The sequence below is a fragment of the Cupriavidus sp. 05T41 genome, assembly GCF_056396525.1.
In genome coordinates, this window is record NZ_JBFTLQ010000083.1 from 13,625 (window position 1) to 31,695 (window position 18,071).

Annotated in this window: 13 protein-coding genes; 9 read left to right on the forward strand and 4 right to left on the reverse strand. The window is 66.2% G+C overall.

Going from position 1 to position 18,071, the window contains the following annotated elements; translation table 11 throughout:
* The first annotated feature begins 105 nt into the window (after nucleotides 1-105).
* Nucleotides 106-537 (forward strand): HIT family protein, encoded by a 432-nt coding sequence (locus AC1DKV_RS32945; RefSeq protein ID WP_477138958.1) that lies wholly within the window; start codon nucleotides 106-108, stop codon nucleotides 535-537.
* Nucleotides 538-613: 76 nt separating this feature from the next.
* Nucleotides 614-1,468 carry a 3-hydroxybutyryl-CoA dehydrogenase gene (locus AC1DKV_RS32950; RefSeq protein ID WP_477138959.1) on the forward strand — a complete coding sequence of 285 codons (855 nt, stop codon included), beginning with the start codon at nucleotides 614-616 and terminating at the stop codon, nucleotides 1,466-1,468.
* A 179-nt stretch (nucleotides 1,469-1,647) separates the two neighbouring features.
* Here AC1DKV_RS32950 and adeC read toward each other — a convergent pair whose 3' ends face one another.
* The 4 genes from adeC to AC1DKV_RS32970 all read right to left on the reverse strand — a co-directional run bounded on the left by adeC (nucleotide 1,648) and on the right by AC1DKV_RS32970 (nucleotide 8,792).
* Nucleotides 1,648-3,105, reverse strand: a complete 1,458-nt coding sequence (gene adeC / locus AC1DKV_RS32955; RefSeq protein ID WP_477138960.1) for an AdeC/AdeK/OprM family multidrug efflux complex outer membrane factor — start codon at nucleotides 3,103-3,105, stop codon at nucleotides 1,648-1,650.
* Nucleotides 3,102-6,248 carry an efflux RND transporter permease subunit gene (locus AC1DKV_RS32960; RefSeq protein WP_477138961.1) on the reverse strand — a complete coding sequence of 1,049 codons (3,147 nt, stop codon included), beginning with the start codon at nucleotides 6,246-6,248 and terminating at the stop codon, nucleotides 3,102-3,104. The genes adeC and AC1DKV_RS32960 overlap by 4 nt, the downstream gene beginning before the upstream one ends.
* A gap of 40 nt (nucleotides 6,249-6,288) precedes the next feature.
* Nucleotides 6,289-7,434, reverse strand: a complete 1,146-nt coding sequence (locus AC1DKV_RS32965; protein WP_477138962.1) for an efflux RND transporter periplasmic adaptor subunit — start codon at nucleotides 7,432-7,434, stop codon at nucleotides 6,289-6,291.
* A 689-nt stretch (nucleotides 7,435-8,123) separates the two neighbouring features.
* Nucleotides 8,124-8,792 carry a Crp/Fnr family transcriptional regulator gene (locus AC1DKV_RS32970; protein ID WP_441617636.1) on the reverse strand — a complete coding sequence of 223 codons (669 nt, stop codon included), beginning with the start codon at nucleotides 8,790-8,792 and terminating at the stop codon, nucleotides 8,124-8,126.
* 245 nt (nucleotides 8,793-9,037) lie between these two features.
* On the opposite strand from AC1DKV_RS32970, the gene AC1DKV_RS32975 reads away from it, so the two are divergent.
* The 7 genes from AC1DKV_RS32975 to AC1DKV_RS33005 all read left to right on the forward strand — a co-directional run bounded on the left by AC1DKV_RS32975 (nucleotide 9,038) and on the right by AC1DKV_RS33005 (nucleotide 17,794).
* The gene (locus tag AC1DKV_RS32975) at nucleotides 9,038-11,005 is read left to right on the forward strand and encodes an AMP-dependent synthetase/ligase (RefSeq protein WP_477138963.1); all 1,968 of its coding nucleotides are present in this window, start codon (nucleotides 9,038-9,040) and stop codon (nucleotides 11,003-11,005) included.
* 14 nt (nucleotides 11,006-11,019) lie between these two features.
* Complete coding sequence (locus AC1DKV_RS32980) at nucleotides 11,020-11,931, forward strand: ABC transporter ATP-binding protein (RefSeq protein WP_441617640.1); 912 nt, start codon at nucleotides 11,020-11,022, stop codon at nucleotides 11,929-11,931.
* Nucleotides 11,932-11,990: 59 nt separating this feature from the next.
* Nucleotides 11,991-12,905: a branched-chain amino acid ABC transporter permease gene (locus tag AC1DKV_RS32985; protein WP_477138964.1), complete on the forward strand. Its 915-nt coding sequence runs from the start codon at nucleotides 11,991-11,993 to the stop codon at nucleotides 12,903-12,905.
* A 29-nt stretch (nucleotides 12,906-12,934) separates the two neighbouring features.
* Nucleotides 12,935-14,011 (forward strand): branched-chain amino acid ABC transporter permease, encoded by a 1,077-nt coding sequence (locus tag AC1DKV_RS32990; RefSeq protein WP_441617644.1) that lies wholly within the window; start codon nucleotides 12,935-12,937, stop codon nucleotides 14,009-14,011.
* Between the two features lie 85 nt (nucleotides 14,012-14,096).
* Nucleotides 14,097-15,431: an ABC transporter substrate-binding protein gene (locus tag AC1DKV_RS32995; RefSeq protein ID WP_477138965.1), complete on the forward strand. Its 1,335-nt coding sequence runs from the start codon at nucleotides 14,097-14,099 to the stop codon at nucleotides 15,429-15,431.
* A gap of 132 nt (nucleotides 15,432-15,563) precedes the next feature.
* Nucleotides 15,564-16,379, forward strand: coding sequence for an ABC transporter ATP-binding protein (locus tag AC1DKV_RS33000; RefSeq protein ID WP_477138966.1), 816 nt, complete (start codon nucleotides 15,564-15,566; stop codon nucleotides 16,377-16,379).
* Between the two features lie 164 nt (nucleotides 16,380-16,543).
* Complete coding sequence (locus AC1DKV_RS33005; RefSeq protein ID WP_477138967.1) at nucleotides 16,544-17,794, forward strand: phenylacetate--CoA ligase family protein; 1,251 nt, start codon at nucleotides 16,544-16,546, stop codon at nucleotides 17,792-17,794.
* Nucleotides 17,795-18,071 lie beyond the last annotated feature (277 nt).

Consider the following 18,071-nt stretch of genomic DNA (forward strand, 5'->3'; position numbering starts at 1 on the left):
ATGCGCAGGGCCAGGTAGCGCTATGTAGAGACATTGCCCTGCGTTAAACTTCAAGGCTGCGCCCGCCAGAGCCGCCCGGCAAGCCAATCAGCAACGAGACCAGACATGAGCAAGACGTACGATCCCAACAATATCTTCGCCCGCATCCTGCGTGGCGAACTGCCCTGCAACAAAGTCTATGAAGATGCCGATACGATCGCCTTCATGGACATCATGCCGCAGTCCGACGGCCACACGCTGGTGGTGACCAAGGAGCCCGCCGCCGAGATCTTCGACTTGTCCGAAGCCGCGGCGGGCGCCGCCATCCGCACCACCCAGCGCATCGYGCGCGCGGTGCGCGCCGCTTTCAACCCGGACGGCATCTCGATCGGCCAGTTCAACGGCGCCGCCGCCGGCCAGACGGTGCCGCACGTGCATTTCCATATCGTGCCGCGCTACGCCGACCGTGCCCTGCGCGGCCACGGCACCGACATGCAGGACCCGGAGATCCTCGAGCAGCACGCCGAGCGCATCATCGCCGCGCTGCGCGAAGCCTGAGCGCGCGCCTGCAGCCCGGATCGGACAAGCTGAATCAAGCAATCAGAATCAAGCAACCAGCAACAAGGAAGAGAAGATGGGAATCAGGACAGTTGGCATCGTAGGCGCCGGCACCATKGGCAACGGCATCGCGCAGGCATGCGCCGTGGTGGGCCTGAACGTGGTGATGGTGGACATCAGTGAAGCGGCGGTGCAGAAGGGCATCGCCACCGTCGCGGGCAGCCTGGACCGCCTGATCAAGAAGGACAAGATCAGCGAAGCCGACAAGGACGCTGCGCTGGCATGCATCAAGGGCTCGACCGCCTATGACGATCTCAAGGCCGCCGACATCGTGATCGAAGCCGCCACCGAGAACTTCGACCTCAAGGTCAAGATCCTCAAGCAGATCGACGCCATCGTCGGCGACGACGTGGTGGTGGCATCCAACACGTCCTCMATCTMGATCACCAAGCTGGCGGCAGTCGTCAGCCGCCCGGCCAACTTCATCGGCATGCACTTCTTCAACCCGGTGCCGATGATGGCCCTGGTCGAACTGATCCGCGGCCTGCAGACCAGCGACACCGCGCACGCACTGGTCGAGGCGCTGTCGAAGCAACTCGGCAAGTATCCCGTCACGGTCAAGAACAACCCGGGCTTCGTGGTCAACCGCATCCTCTGCCCGATGATCAACGAAGCCTTCTGCGTGCTGGGCGAAGGCCTGGCCGCGCCGGAAGAGATCGACGAAGCCATGAAGCTGGGCTGCAACCACCCGATCGGCCCGCTGGCGCTGGCCGACATGATCGGCCTGGATACCATGCTGGCGGTGATGGAAGTGCTGTACACGGAATTTGCCGATCCGAAGTACCGCCCGGCGATGCTGATGCGCGAGATGGTGGCCGCGGGCTACCTGGGCCGCAAGACCGGGCGCGGCGTGTACGTCTACAGCAAGTAAGACGGCAGGCAGGCGCCAGACGCCAGACGCCAAAAAGGAAAGGCCGGCGACGGGATGCCCGTCGCCGGCCTTTTTTTGTGCAGGGGGCTTGCGTCCCGCTTGACACGGTTGCTCTACCACGCGCGGGAGAGGCGTGCGCCGCGCCGTCCTCCCGGGCGATACAGCGGCCTGGAACCCGCCTACGAAGCCGGCGTCCCCGCCGCAGGCGCCGGTACCACCGACGCAGCCTTCCACCCGCCGCCAAGCGCCTTGTACAGGTTGACCTCGCTGCTCAGCTGGTTGAACCGGTTGCCGATCAGGATCTGCTGCGCATTKAACAACTGGCGCTGCGCGTCGAGCACGGTCAGGTAGTTGTCGACACCCGTGCGGTAGCGTTCCTCGGCAAGCTTGTAGTAGTCCTGCGTMGCATCCACCAGGCGCAGCTGCGCCGCGAGCTGGTCGCCGAAGGTGCCGCGCGCGGCCAGCCCGTCGGCGACTTCGCGGAACGCCGTCTGGATGGTGCGCTCGTACAGCGCGACGTTGATGTCCTTCTGGATGCGCGCGTAGTCGAGGCTGGCCTGCAGGCTGCCGGCCGTGAACAGCGGCAGGTTGATGTGCGGCTGGAACAGCCACGTGCCGGAGCCCGCATCGAACAGGCCGGAGAGCTGGTTGCTGGCAGTGCCGGCCGACGCGGTCAGGCTGATGCTGGGGAAGAATGCCGCCCGTGCCGCGCCGATGTTCGCGTTGGCCGACAGCAGCTGGTGCTCGGCCGCGAGGATGTCGGGCCGGTTCTGCAGCAGATCCGAAGGCAGGCCGGCGGGAACGTCGGCGATCAGTTTCTGGTCCAGGGCCAGGCCCGCGGGCAGGTCGGCCGGCATGCTGCTGGTGCCGAGCAGCTGCAACAGCGCGTTCTCGTCCTGCGCCACCTGCCGCGTGTAGCGCGCCAGGCTGGCGCGCGCGGTCTCGACGCTGGTCTGCGACTGGCGCAGGTCCAGGCGCGAGGCAATGCCCTCGTCGTAGCTGCGCCTGGTCAGGCGGTAGGTGCGCTCGTAGGTGCCGAGCGTGTCGCGCGTGAGCTGCAGCAGCGCCTCGTCCGCGCGCAGTGCCAGGTAGGCATCGGCCACGCTCGCCACCAGGGCGATATGGGTGCTCCGCATGGCCTCCTGGCTGCTGAAGTAGCGCTCGAGCGTGGCGGTGCTCAGGCTGCGCACGCGGCCAAACAGGTCCAGCTCCCACGCGGTGGTGCCGAGCGACAAGCCGTAGCTGCTGCTGATGAGGCGCCGGCCCGTGGTCGACAGGTCGGCGGGCACGCGCTGGCGCAAGCCGGACGCGCTGGCATCCACCTCGGGGAACAGGTCCGCGCGCTGGATGCGGTACTGCGCGCGGTAGGCTTCCACGTTGAGCGCGGCCACGCGCAGGTCGCGATTGTTGTCCAGCGCGGCTTCGATGAGCCGGCGCAGGCGCGGATCGGCAAAGTAATCGCGCMAGCCGAGGTCGGCCGCCGCGGGTGCCGCCGCATCGGCCGGCGGGTAGGCCGGGCCTTGCGGATAGGCCGCGTCGACGGGCGCGGCCGGGCGATCGTAGTGCGGGATCAGGCTGCAACCGGACAGCGCCGCGAGCGCCGCCGCGGCGGCCAGGCAAATCACGTGTTTCTTCATTGGAGCGCTTCCTTGTTGAGCGTGCCGGCGTCGTCGCGCTTCTTGCCCTTGAACAGCGAGCCTACCGCGACGAAGAACAAGGGCACCCAGAAGATGGCCAGGATGGTCGCGGTGATCATGCCGCCGATCACGCCCGTGCCGATGGCGTGCTGGCTGCCGGCGCCGGCGCCGCTGGAGATGGCCAGCGGTGCCACGCCGAGCATGAACGCAAGCGAGGTCATCACGATCGGGCGCAGGCGCATGCGGCAGGCCTCGATCGCCGCTTCGACCATGCCCTTGCCCTGCTCGTGCAGCTCCTTGGCGAACTCCACGATCAGGATCGCATTCTTGGCCGACAGGCCCACCGTGGTCAGCAGCCCCACCTGGAAGAACACGTCGTTGGACAGGCCGCGCAGCAGCGTGGCGAGCAGCGCACCGATCACGCCCAGCGGCACCACCAGCATCACCGAGAACGGGATCGACCAGCTCTCGTAGAGCGCGGCCAGGCACAGGAACACCACGAGCAGCGACAGCGCATACAGCGCGGGCGCCTGCGAGCCCGACAGCCGTTCCTCATACGACAAGCCGGTCCACGCGTAGCCGATGCCCGGGGGCATCTGCTTCATGATCTCCTCCACCGCGGCCATCGCCTCGCCCKAGCTGCGGCCGGCGGCCGGCTCGCCCAGCACTTCCACCGCCGGCACGCCGTTGTAGCGCTGCAGCTTGGGTGAGCCGAAGCCCCACTTGCCGGTGGCGAACGCCGAGAACGGGACCATGGCGCCCTTGTCATTGCGCACGAACCACTTGTCGACGTCGTCCGGGTTCATGCGCGAATTGGGCTCGCCCTGCAGGTAGACCCGCTTGACGCGACCGCGGTCGACGAAGTCGTTGACGTAGCTCGAGCCCCAGGCGATCGACACGGTGCTGTTGACGTCCGTCAGCGACACGCCGAGCGCGCGCGCCTTTTCGTCGTCGATATCGAGCATGTACTGCGGCTGGTCGTTCAGGCCGTTCGGGCGCACGCGCTGGAGCACCGGGTTCTTCGACGCMAGCTGCAGGAACTTGTCGCGTGCATTCATCAGCGCCTGGTGGCCCAGGCCGGCCTGGTCCTGCAGGTACAGGTCGAAGCCGGTGGCGTTGCCGAGCTCCTGCACGGCGGGCGGCGCGAACGCGAACGACAGCGAATCGCGGAACGACATGAACTTGCGCTGCGCGCGCTTGGTGAGGTCGAACACGCTGGTATCGTCTCCGCCGCGCTCCTCCCAGGGCTTGAGCAGGACAAACGCGAGGCCCGAGTTCTGGCCGCGGCCGGCGAAGTTGAAGCCGTTGACCGTGAACAGCGAGTCCACCACCTTGCCCTCGTCCTTCAGCAGGTAGTTGCGCATCTGGTCGAGCACCTTCTGCGTGCGCTCGGCGGTCGCGCCCGGCGGCGTCTGCACCTGGGCGTACAGCACGCCCTGGTCTTCTTCCGGCAGGAACGAGGTCGGGATGCGCGTGAACAGGAAGGCMATCCCCGCCACGATCGCGACATAGAGCAGCAGGAACGGCACGCGCCGGCGCAAGATCCCCTTCACGCTGCGCTCGTAGCCCTGCGTGGTCGAGATGAACTTGCGGTTGAACCAGCCGAAGAAACCTGTCTTGTGCTCGCCGTGGTCGCCCTTGTCGATTGGCTTGAGCATGGTCGCGCACAGCGCCGGCGTCAGKATCAGCGCCACCAGGACCGACAGCACCATCGACGAGACGATGGTGATCGAGAACTGCCGGTAGATCACGCCGGTCGAGCCACCGAAGAATGCCATCGGCAGGAACACCGCCGACAGCACCATCGCGATGCCGACCAGCGCGCCCTGGATCTGCCCCATCGACTTGCGCGCGGCCTCCCTGGGCGAGAGCCCTTCCTCGGCCATCACCCGCTCGACGTTCTCCACCACCACGATCGCGTCGTCCACCAGCAGGCCGATCGCCAGCACCATGCCGAACATGGTCAGTGTGTTGATCGAGTAGCCGAACGCGGACAGCACGCCGAAGGTGCCGAGCAGCACCACCGGCACGGCGATGGTGGGGATCAGCGTGGCGCGSACGTTCTGCAGGAACAGGTACATCACCAGGAACACCAGCACGATGGCTTCCAGCAGCGTCTTCACCACCTCGTGGATGGAGCCCGCGATCACCGGCGAGGTGTCGTACGGGAACACCACTTTCATGCCCGACGGGAAGAACGGCTGCAACTGGTTCAGCGTGGCGCGGATTGCCTTGACCGTCTCCAGCGCGTTCGCGCCGCTGGCCAGGCGCACGGCGATGCCGGATGCCGGCTGGCCGTTGTACTGCGCGTTGATGTTGTAGTCCTGCCCGCCCAGCTCCACCTTCGCGACGTCCTTGAGCCGCACCTGCGAGCCATCCGGGTTGACCTTGAGCAGGATGTTGCCGAACTGCTCGCTGGTCTGCAGGCGGGTCTTGCCGATCACGCTGGCGTTGAGCTGCTGGCCGCTGACCGCCGGCAGCCCGCCCAGCTGGCCGGAGGCCACCTGCACGTTCTGCGCCTTGATGGCGTTGCTGACGTCGAGCGGGGCGAGCTGGTAGCTGTTGAGCTTGGCCGGATCGATCCACACCCGCATGGCGTATTGCKAGCCGAAGACCTGGAAGTCGCCCACGCCGTAGGTGCGCGACAGCGGATCCTGGATGTTMGAGACGATGTAGTTCGACAGGTCTTCGCGCGTCACCTTCGGATCGCTGGAGACCAGKCMCACGATGACCAGGAAGTTACGCACCGACTTGGTGACGCGGATGCCTTGTTGCTGCACTTCCTGTGGCAGGAGCGGCGTCGCCAGCTGCAGCTTGTTCTGGACCTGCACCTGCGCGATGTCGGGGTTGGTGCCCTGCTCGAACGTCACGGTGATGGTCATGCTGCCGTCGGAGTTGCTCTCCGACGAGATGTAGCGCAGGCGGTCCAGGCCATTGAGCTGTTGCTCGATGACCTGCACGACCGTGTCCTGCACCGTCTCGGCGGAAGCGCCGGGGTAGTTGACCGAGATGGCGATGGTCGGCGGCGCGATCGCCGGGTACTGGCTGATCGGCAGCGCCCGGATCGAGAGCACGCCGGCCAGCATGATGACCAGCGCGATCACCCAGGCGAAGATCGGGCGATCGATGAAGAAATTAGACATGGAGGATCCTTATCCCTTGTTCCTTACCCTGCGTGCGGTATCAGGACTTGGCCCGCGCGGCGGCGTCCGATGCCCCGCCGGCGGCCGTCGTGGCTGCCGGCACGGGCCTGACCTTCGCGCCCGGGCGGACGAACTGCAGGCCGTCGACGATGAGGCGGTCGCCGGCATTGAGGCCACTGGTCACGAGCCACTTGTCGCCGACCGCGCGGTCGGTCGTGAGCGGGCGCAGTTCGACCTCATCCTTCGCGTTCACGACCAGCGCGGTGGCCTGGCCCTTCAGGTCGCGCGTCACGCCGACCTGCGGCGCCAGGATCGCGTTGGCCTTGACGCCTTCGCTCAGGCGCGCATGGACGAACATGCCCGGCAGCAGCACATGGTTCGGGTTCGGGAACACCGCGCGCAGCGTCACCGAGCCGGTGCCCTGGTCGACCGACACCTCGGAGAATTCAAGCCTGCCGCTTTCCGGGTACGCGGTACCGTCCTCGAGCTTCAGGCTTACCCTGGCCGCGTTCGAGCCCGCGCCCTCGAGCTTGCCGTCGGCCAGTTCGCGGCGCAGGCGCAGCAGCGTGGCCGACGGCTGGGTCACGTCGACATAGATCGGGTCGATCTGCTGGACCGTCGCCAGCGCGGTTGCCTGGCCATTGACCGCGAGCGCGCCCTCGGTGACGTTGGAGCGCCCGATGCGCCCGGAGATCGGCGACAGGACCTTGGTGTAGCGCAKGTTGATCTCGGCACGCTGGACCGCCGCCTGCGCCTGCAGGAAGGACGCCCTGGCTTCGGCCGCGGCCTGCTTGCTGACCGCTTCGTCGGCGACCAGCTTGCCATAGCGCTCCGCCAGCAGCCGGGTCGATTCCAGCGTGGCCTGCGCGCTCTTGTAGGTGGCCTCGTAGGTCGAAGGATCGATCTGGTACAGCTGCTGCCCCTGCTTGACGTCGCTGCCTTCCTTGAACAGGCGGCGCTGGATGATGCCGTCGACCTGCGGCCGCACTTCGGCGACCAGGTAGGCCGAAGTCCGGCCCGGCAGTTCGGAATTGACCATGACCGATTCCGGTGCCAGCGTCACCACGCCCACCTGCGGCGGCGGCGGGGTCCCGGCTTGTTCCTTTTTGCCGCATCCGGCGAGCGTCGCCAGGGCAATCCCCAGCACGCCCGGAATCAAAGCACGCATGGTGCGCGATCGTTGCATTGCGATTTCCTAGAAGATTGAAAGACTGCGGAACCATGACGGCCGTGCGCCGCCGCGACAGTCCGTGATGCGGTCGCAGCGGTAAGCCGGCACGGTAAATTGCGTGCGCCGCCGGCGCGCGGCGGCGTGGGCGGCCCGGACGCCAGGTGCCCTCGGGACTGCGCCGGTCCCCGGCGAATCCAGCAAGGAATATGCCGCCCCGGCTGTTGCCAGGGCTGGCCTGACGCTTGCCTACCGATGTACAGGTAGGCGATTCTATCCCGCCTATCGAGGGTTTTCCCGGGGATTGTCTTGCCGGAATATTTCAAACGATTAATGGCCMGTAACAAACCGGGACGACCTGCGGCAAGATGCCGCAGATTTCGCCTGCGACCGGTCCCAGGTGCCTGATCAGGCAGCCCGGACGGCACGATTCAGGTGCGGTTTTGCCGCATTTTGCAGCTTGCCGGTGCGGCCGGGCCTTCAATCACGCCGCCGGCGCAGGCAGCTTCAATTAATTTCAATATCTGCATCAAAGGCTTTGACCCCCGAGGTCGGCAACCCGCGGTGGTGACCGGTGCGCACCGCAGGGGGCGGAGCGGAAGGCCCGAAGTGCGCATCGTGCGCATCGTGTGGATCGTGTGGATCGTGTGCATCGTGTGCATCGCCGGGAAACATGCCCGTCCCGCTCGCAGCCATTCCCGCTTCATTCACTCCCCATACTGCCGCAAKCCGTCTAGGTCGAGTACCTCGATCACCCCGTAGTCCACTTTCACCAGGCCCTGCTGCTCCAGCACCTTCAGCGCCTGGTTGGCCCGCTGCCGCGATATGCCCGCCAGCAAGCCGATCTCTTCCTGCGAAATCTCGAGCGTGGTGCCCAGCCCGGGGTACAGATGTTCGTTGAACAGCGAAGACACCGCGCGCGCCACGCGCGAATCGATGTCGAGCAGGCGCTCGTATTCCACCGCCGCGATGAACTGCCCGAGCCGCTCGTTGAACTGCGTGAGCAAGAAGCGCGTGAACGGCAGGCTGGTATCGAGCAGCCACTGGAAGGTGTCGAGTGGAAGGAAGGCAATGCGCGAGCGGCGCAGCGCCATCACGTCGTACTTGCGGATCTCGCGCTTGAGCACGGCCCCTTCGCCGAACCAGCCACCGGTGGGCACGCCGGTGAAGGTGACCGACTTGCCMGAGGGCGAGACGGTGGTGATCTTCACGATCCCCTCGAGCACGCCCATCCAGTGCTCGGCCACGTCGCCCTTGTGGCAGACGTAGTCGCCCTGGCTATATTCGCGCACACACATGGCGCGGCGCACACGGTCGCGTTGCTCGGGACTGAGATCGGCTGCCCATACGCAGCGATCCACAAAATCGTTAAGCATTAGCTGAAAACCCTTCCCGTAGGGATTAACCCCGAATTGTCACCGGCGTGACAACCGGGGGAAATGGCATGAACTATCTTACGATCACCACGAACCGCGAGTGCGCGCCAGGAAAGGCGCGGCGGGCTTGATGCGCTGCGGCGAACGCATGTTTGCGTCGCCGGGCAAAACTGGCCAAGTATAACCAGCGGATGCAGGCTTGACACCGGTGGCGGATCCCCGCCACCGAGGGACAGGAGACAGCGATGCAGGAACCGTCGGCGACGACCTTCCCGCGCCTGCTGCTGGCGCATGCCCAGCAGCGGCCCGGAAGCCCGGCTTACCGCGAGAAGGATCTCGGAATCTGGCAGACCTACAACTGGGCGCAGGCCGCGCAGGAGGTGCGCGCGCTGGCCTGCGGCATGGCAGCGCTGGGCTTTACGCGCGGCATGAACCTGGCAGTGGTCGGCGACAACCGCCCGCGCCTGTACTGGGCCATGAGCGCCGCGCAGGCGCTCGGCGGCGTGCCGGTGCCGCTGTACCAGGACGCCATCGGCGGCGAKATGGTCTATGTGCTCAACGACGCCGAGATCGATTTCGCCATCGTCGAAGACCAGGAGCAGGTGGACAAGCTGCTCGAGGTGCAGGCCCAGCTCGCGGAGCAGGGCCGCACCGTGCGCCACGTCATCTATGAAGACCCGCGCGGGCTGCGCGGCTACGATCATCCGGCGCTGATGTCGTACCAGCGCCTGCAGGAAATCGGCCGCGAGTTCGACCGCGCCAACCCAGGCTACTTCGATGCCGCCGTCGAGGCGGGCTCGCCCGACGACACCGCCATCATCCTCTACACCTCCGGCACCACCGGCAAGCCGAAGGGCGTGTGCCACTCGCACCGCGGCCTGATCGGCGCGGCGCGCAACGGTTGCGCGTTCGACGGGCTGGTGGCCGGCGACGATGTGCTGTCCTACCTGCCGATGGCATGGGTCGGCGACAACCTGTTCTCGTACGCGCAAGCCCTGGTGGCAGGCTTCACGGTGAATTGCCCGGAGTCGCGCGATACCGTGATGACCGACCTGCGCGAGATCGGCCMCACCTATTACTTCGCGCCGCCGCGCATCTACGAGAACCTGCTCACGCAGGTGATGATCCGCATGGAAGACGCGGGCTGGCTCAAGCGCCGCTTGTTCCACTGGGCCATGAACGTGGCGCGCCGCTGCGGCACGGACATGCTGGACGGGCGCCCGGTGCCGCTGGCCGACCGCCTGCGCTACCTGGCGGGCGAGGTGCTGATCTACGGGCCGCTGCGCAATGTGCTTGGCATGAGCCGTATCCGCGTGGGCTATACCGCCGGCGAGGCCATCGGGCCGGACCTGTTCCGCTTCTACCGCTCCATCGGCGTCAACCTCAAGCAGTTCTACGGCCAGACCGAGACCTGCGCCTATGTCTGCCTGCAGCCCGACGGCAAGGTCAAGTTCGACTCCGTGGGGCCGGCCGCGCCGGGCATGGAGATCCGCATCGCCGACAACGGCGAGGTGCTGGTGCGCGGCGTGGGCCTGCTCAAGTCCTACTACAAGCGCGACGACGCCACCCGCGAGGCCATCAACGACGAAGGCTATTTCATGACCGGCGACGCCGGCGTGATCGATGCCGACGGCCACCTCAAGATCATCGACCGCGCCAAGGACGTGGGCAAGCTCGCCGACGGCTCGATGTTCGCGCCCAAGTACATCGAGAACAAGCTCAAGTTCTTCCCCTACATCAAGGAAGCMGTGGCCTTCGGCACGGGCCGCGACAATGTCTGCGCCTTCGTCAACATCGATTTCGACGCGGTGGGCAACTGGGCCGAGCGGCGCCACCTGCCGTACGCGGGCTATATCGACCTGGCCGGGCGGCCGGAAGTGATCGAGATGATCGGCGAGTGCGTGGCGCAGGTGAACGCGGACCTGGCTGCGGACGCCATGCTGGCCGGCTCGCAGGTCGCGCGCTTCCTGATCCTGCACAAGGAGCTGGACCCCGACGACGACGAACTGACGCGCACGCGCAAGGTGCGGCGCGGCTTTATMGCCGACAAGTACGCGGTGCTGGTCGACGCGCTGTTCGCGGGCAAGGCGGAACAGTTCATCGAGACGCGCGTGAAGTTCGAGGACGGGCGCGAAGGCAGCGTCTCGGCCACCTTGAAGCTGGTTGACGTGAAGCGCTTTCCGCCCGCCGCCGGCGCGGCGCGCGCGGCATGAGCGGGGGCGGGAGGATGACGCAGATGGCATGGCAAGGCGTAGCGCGCGGCGGCGATGGCCAGCCCGCATGGAGCGGCGCGTCCGCGGTGGCGACCGAGGCGGAACTGCCGCAGGACAGTGCGCAGGCCGCGGCCGCGCAGGCGCAGGAGCGGCACGCCGGCGAGGTGATCCTGGACCTGCAGCATATCTCGCTGTCGTTCGGCGGCGTGAAGGCGCTCACGGATATCTCGTTCGATGTGCGCGAGCATGAGATCCGCGCCATCATCGGCCCCAACGGCGCGGGCAAGAGTTCCATGCTCAACGTCATCAACGGGGTCTATCACCCGCAGCAGGGCCGCATCGTGTTCCGCGGCGAGGAACGCCGCAAGATGCATCCCACCGAGGCCGCGCGCCAGGGCATCGCGCGCACCTTCCAGAACATMGCGCTGTTCAAGGGCATGACCGTGCTCGACAACATCATGACCGGGCGCAACACCAAATTCCGCAGCGGCCTGCTGGCCAACGCGCTGTGGTGGGGGCCGGCGCGCAACGAGGAAATGCAGCATCGCCGCAAGGTCGAGGAAGTGATCGACTTCCTGGAAATCCAGGCCATCCGCAAGACGCCGGTGGGACGCCTGCCCTACGGCCTGCAAAAGCGCGTGGAGCTGGCGCGCGCGCTGGCGGCCGAGCCTTCCATGCTGCTGCTCGACGAACCCATGGCGGGCATGAACGTGGAAGAGAAGCAGGACATGTGCCGCTTCATCCTGGACGTGAACCACCAGTTCGGCACCACCATCGTGCTGATCGAGCATGACATGGGCGTGGTGATGGATATCTCCGACCGCGTGGTGGTGCTCGACTACGGCAAGAAGATCGGCGACGGCACCCCCGACGCGGTCAAGGCCAATCCGGACGTGATCCGGGCCTACCTCGGCGCCGGCCACTGAGCACGCACCGCGCGGTACGGCAAGACACAAGAAGCAGAAAACAGGGAACAAGGAACACCATGACGTTCTTCTTCGAGATCCTGATCGGCGGCCTGCTGTCGGGACTGATGTATTCGCTGGTGGCGCTGGGCTTCGTGCTGATCTACAAGGCGTCGGGCGTATTCAACTTCGCCCAAGGTGCGATGGTCTATTTCGCCGCGCTGGCCGTGGTGGGGCTGATGGACAAGGGCCTGCCSATGTGGGCCGCGGTGATCGGCGCGTTCGGCGTGATGCTGGTGGTCGGCATCAGCACCGAGCGGCTGGTGCTGCGCAAGCTGGTCAACCAGCCGCCCATCACGCTGTTCATGGCCACCATCGGGCTGTCCTTCTTCCTCGAGGGGCTGGGGCCGCTGCTGTTCGGCAACGAAGTGCGCCCGATCAACCTCGGCATCGTCGACGAGCCGATCGAGGCCATCCTGACGCGCTTCAATATCGTGCTGTCCAAGTTCGACCTGGCGGCAGCCGCCATCGCCGGCATCCTGGTGGGTGCGCTGGCGCTGTTCTTCCAGTTCACCAAGGTGGGCCGCGCGCTGCGCGCGGTGGCGGACGATCACCAGGCGGCGTTGTCGCTGGGCATTCCGCTGCAGCATATCTGGGCCATCGTGTGGGGCGTGGCGGGTTTCGTCGCGCTGGTGGCGGGCATGTTGTGGGGCTCGCGCAATGGCGTGCAGTTCGCGCTGACACTGACCGCGCTCAAGGCGCTGCCGGTGCTGATCCTGGGCGGCTTCACCTCGGTGCCGGGCGYCATCGTCGGCGGGCTCATCATCGGCGCGTCGGAGAAGCTGGCCGAGATCTATATCCCCCCGGTGTTCCAGTCCGCCTTTGGCGGCAACTTCGGCGGCATCGAAGGGTGGTTCCCATACGTATTCGCGCTGCTGTTTCTCCTCGTCAGGCCGGAAGGATTGTTCGGCGAGAAACATATCGACCGCGTCTGAGCGGCACGGCCCCAACAGGAGACAACCCCATGTTCTATCGTGAAGCCGGCCAGTTCAAGACCAGCTATGTGGCCGACAGCCAGGTATTCCCCATCCGCCAGGATCGCATCGGCGTTGCGGTGCTGATGGCGGTGGCCTTCGTGGCGATTCCGTTCACCGCATCGGAATACTGGTTCTCCGCCATCCTGATCCCGTTCCTGATCTTCGCGCTGGCGGCACTCGGCCTGAACATCCTCACCGGCTACGCCGGCCAGCTCTCGCTCGGCACCGCTGCCTTCATGGCGGTGGGCGCCTATGCCGCGTACAACTTCCAGTTGCGCATCGAGGGCCTGCCGGTCTTGCTGACCTTCATCCTGGCCGGCTTGTCCGCCGCGGTGGTGGGCGTGGCGTTCGGCCTGCCGTCGCTGCGCATCAAGGGCTTCTACCTCGCCGTGGCCACGCTGGCGGCGCAGTTCTTCGTGGTGTGGGCGCTGACCAAGTTCCCCTGGTTCTCCAACAACAGCTCCTCCGGCGTGATCACCGCGCAGAAGCTCGCGCTGTTCGGCATCGCCATCGACACGCCGGTGAAGAAATACCTGTTCGTGCTGGCGCTGGTGACGGTGCTGGCGGTGGTGGCCAAGAACCTTGTGCGATCCAGCACCGGGCGTGCATGGATGTCGGTGCGCGACATGGACGTGGCGGCGGAAGTCATCGGCATCCCGCTGATGCGCACCAAGCTGCTGGCCTTCGCCGTCAGCTCGTTCTACTGCGGCGTGGCCGGCGCGCTCTACGCGTTCTGCTACCTCGGCTCGGTGGAGCCGGACGGCTTCTCGCTGGACCTGTCGTTCCGCGTGCTGTTCATGATCATCATCGGCGGCGTGGGCAGCATCCTGGGCTCCTTCCTCGGCGCGGCGTTCATCCTGCTGCTGCCGATCTTCCTGGACAACCTGCTGCCGCCGCTGGCCGCGCTGCTGCACCTGCCGTTCACCAACGCGGCGGTGTCGCATATCCAGCTGATGGTGTTCGGCGCGCTAATCATCTTTTTCCTGGTAGTGGAGCCGCACGGCCTGGCGCGGCTGTGGCAGATCGCCAAGGAGAAGCTGCGCCTGTGGCCGTTTCCGCATTGAACAACGGAGCAAGCTTTCGAGGTCGGACCAAGCAGAACGGGTATTCCATAACAAACACACACCTTTCAAGGTGAAGGAGACTGTCATGACCATCCTGATTCGCAATCTGCAGCGCATCGCGCTCGCGGTGAGTGCGTCGGCCGCGCTGCTGGCACCGCTGGCCGCGCAGGCCCAGAGCGGCGAGCAGTTCGTGGCGCTGCCCAGCTACCGCGTGGGGCCGTACGGCGCCAACGGGCAGTCCTTTTACGGCGGTTTCATCGATTACCTGAACTACGTCAACCTGAAGGACGGCGGCATCAATGGCGTCAAGCTCTCGTGGGAAGAGTGCGAGACCGAGTACAACAACGCCAAGGGCGTGGAGTGCTACGAGCGCCTGAAGGCCAAGAGCGCGGCCAGCAAGGGCACGGCCTACCACACCATGTCCACCGGGATTTCCTACGCGCTGGTGGACAAGACCTCGGCCGACAAGGTGCCGCTGGTGATGATGGGCTACGGCCGCACCGATGCGGTGGACGGCTCGGTCTTCCCCTATGCCTTCCCGCTGGTCACCACCTACCAGATGCAGGTCTCGGCCATCGTCAAGTTCCTGGCGGGCAAGAACGGCGGCTCGCTGGCCGGCAAGAAGATCGTCTACCTGTATCACGACTCAGCCTACGGCAAGGAGCCCATCGTGGCGCTGGAAGCCGAAGCCAAGCTCGGCAAGTTCAACCTGGTCGAKATCCCGGTGGCGCACCCCGGCAACGAGCAGGGCGCTCAGTGGCTGAAGATCCGCCAGGAGAACCCGGACTACGTGATCTTCTGGGGCTGGGGCGTGATGAACCAGACCGCGCTCAAGGCCGCGCAGAAGGTGGGCTTCGCGCGTGACAAGATAATCGGCTCCTGGTGGGCCGGCTCCGAGGAAGACACGGTGCCCGCCGGCGACGCCGCCAAGGGCTATATGAGCGCTACCTGGAATGTGGCCGGCAAGAACGTGCCGCTGATCGCTGACATCGACAAGGTCGTGTACGGCGCCGGCAAGGGCAATATGCAGGACCGCAACAAGGTCGGCTCGGTGCTTTACAACCGCGGCGTCTCCGCTGCGGTGGTGACCGTGGAAGCCATCCGCGTGGCGCAGGGCAAGTTCGGCAAGGGCAAGGTCATGAGCGGCGAGGACATGCGCTGGGCCTTCGAGAACCTCAATCTCACCAACGCGCGCCTCCAGCAGCTCGGCGCCACCGGCCTGCTGCCCGAGATCAAGACCAGCTGCGACAACCACGAAGGCTCCGGCAAGGTGAAGATCCAGCAATGGGACGGCACCAAGTGGACCGTGGTGTCCGACTGGATCGAAGGCAACAAGAACCTGATCCACCCGCTGTTCAAGGCGACCGCGGCGCAGTATGCGAAGGAGAAGGGGATTGCGCCGGCCTGCATGAAGTCTTGAGCGGCTGACAGGCATGTTGCCTGTCGGCTCCCCCTTTCCCGCAGGCGGGAGGGGGGAGCCGCAAACAAGCGAAGCAAGCGAACCAAGCGAAACAAGCAACGCAAGTCAGGAACACACCCACCGAGCCGTACCATGACCCTCTTGTCCGTCAACAACATCGAAGTCATCTACGACCACGTCATCCTGGTGCTCAAGGGCGTTTCGCTCGATGTGCCGGAAGGCCGGATCGTGGCGCTGCTGGGCGCCAACGGCGCGGGCAAGACCACCACGCTCAAGGCCATCTCCAACCTGCTGCACGCGGAGCGCGGCGACGTCACCAAGGGCTCGATCGAATACCGCGGCGACCGCGTGGACCGCCTCACCCCCAACGAACTGGTCAAGCGCGGCGTGATCCAGGTGATGGAAGGGCGCCACTGCTTCGCCCACCTGACGCTGGAGGAGAACCTGCTCACCGGCGCCTACACGCGCGGGCTGTCGCGCGCCGAGACGCGCGACGCGCTGGAGCGCATCTACGCCTATTTCCCGCGCCTGAAGACGCGCCGCAAATCGCAGGCGGGCTACACCTCCGGTGGCGAGCAGCAGATGTGCGCGATCGGCCGGGCCATGATGGCCAAGCCGAGCATGATCCTGCTCGACGAACCCTCCATGGGTCTGGCGCCGCAAATCGTCGAAGAGATCTTCGAGATCGTGCGCGACCTCAACCAGCGCGAGAAGGTCAGCTTCCTGCTCGCCGAGCAGAACACCATGGTGGCACTGCGCTACGCCGACTATGGCTACATCCTCGAGAACGGCCGCGTGGTGATGGATGGCGAGGCCGAAGCGCTGCGCTCCAACGAGGACGTGAAKGAGTTCTACCTCKGCGTGGCCGCGAACGATGGCGAGGGCGGCGGGCGCAGCTCCTTCCGCGATGTCAAAAGCTATCGCAGGCGCAAGCGCTGGCTCGCCTGAGACGGGCTCATGGATCTGCCGTGCGCCTCGGATGCGCCGCGAGCTGCTTGTTGGGAGCCCCGCGCCCCGAGCCCTAGGCCTTTCCCGGGGCGATTTCCCGGGCTGGGCAGATTTCTTTTTTCACAGTGTTAGCCGCCTATTCACACGCGACCCCAAGCCAAACCATGTCTGAACACTTCGATTCGCTGGAAACGCGCGCGCCGGACGTACGCGCGCAGGCCCTGCTGGCGGACTTGTCGCGCCAGGTAGCCCATGCCAAGGCGCATGCGCCGTACTTCGCGGAACTGCTGCGCGAGGTGGACCCGCGTGCGCTGGACTCGCGCGCCGCGCTGGMGGCGCTGCCGGTGACGCGCAAGTCGGAGCTGACGCAGCGGCAGCGCGCGATGCCGCCGCTGGGCGGGCTCAACGCCACGCCGCTGGGCGGCCTGCGGCATATCTTCCAGTCGCCCGGCCCGATCAATGAGCCGGACGGCCACGGCGCGGACTGGTGGCGCATTGCGCGCGCGATGTTCGCCGCGGGCTTTCGCGCCGGGGACCTGGTCTACAACACGTATTCCTATCACTTCACGCCGGCCGGCATGATGATGGAGTCGGGCGCGCACCGGCTGGGCTGCTGCGTGTTCCCGGCAGGCKTGGGGCAGACCGAGTCGCAGGTGCAGGCGCTGGCCAGCCTGCAGCCGGCGGCCTACGCCGGCACGCCGTCGTTCCTGCGCATCCTGCTGGAGAAGGGCGACGAACTGGGCTTGCCGTGCACCGGCCTGCGCAAGGCGCTGGTATCGGGCGAAGCGCTGYCGCCGTCGCTGCGTGCGTGGTTCGGCGAGCGCGGCATCCGCGTGCAGCAGATGTACGGCAGCGCGGACGTGGGGCTGATCGCCTACGAAACCGAAGGCGGCGACGGCTGGGTGGTGGACGAAGGCGTGCTGGTGGAAATCGTCGAACCCGGTGGCACGCAGCCGATGCGCGAAGGCGAGGTCGGCGAGGTGGTGGTCACCGTGCTCGGCAATGGCGACTATCCGCTGATCCGCTTCGGCACCGGCGATCTCTCCGCCTTCGTGGCCGGCTCCGGCGAGCGCGCCAGCCCGTGCGGGCGCACCAACCTGCGGCTCAAGGGATGGCTTGGCCGGGCCGACCAGACCACCAAGGTCAAGGGGATGTTCGTGCATCCCGGGCAGGTGGGGGAAGTCATGCGGCGGCATCCCGAGGTGCGCGCGGCGCGCCTCGTGGTCACGGGGCGCGTGGGGGCCGATGTGATGACCTTGCATTGCGATGCCGCGGGGGATGATGAAAACCTGGCCCGCGCGATCGGGGAATCGGTGCGGGAGGTGTTGCGCTTGCGTGGGGAGGTGCGTTTTGTCGCTGCGGGGTCGTTGCCGCAGGATGGGAGGGTGATTGAGGATGCTAGGAGTTATGAGTGAAAGGGGGGGGGGGCTGGGGATGAGAGGGCGCCTGTGTCTGTGGCTGGGCCTTTTGGGTMATTGAGGCGCATGCAAGTGCGCCTGCCTCTGTGGGCCTGGCGGCCCGGGCCTTTTGAGTCCTTCAGGTGTATGCAAGTGCGCCTGTCTCTGTGGGCCTAGCGGCGCGGGCTTGGTAGCCCGTTCGGGCACATGTAAGTGTCACTTTTCTTTTCTCGAAAAGAAAAGTAACCAAAAGAAAGCGATTCTTGCAGAAGGCTGGGCGCTCAGACTTTATGGG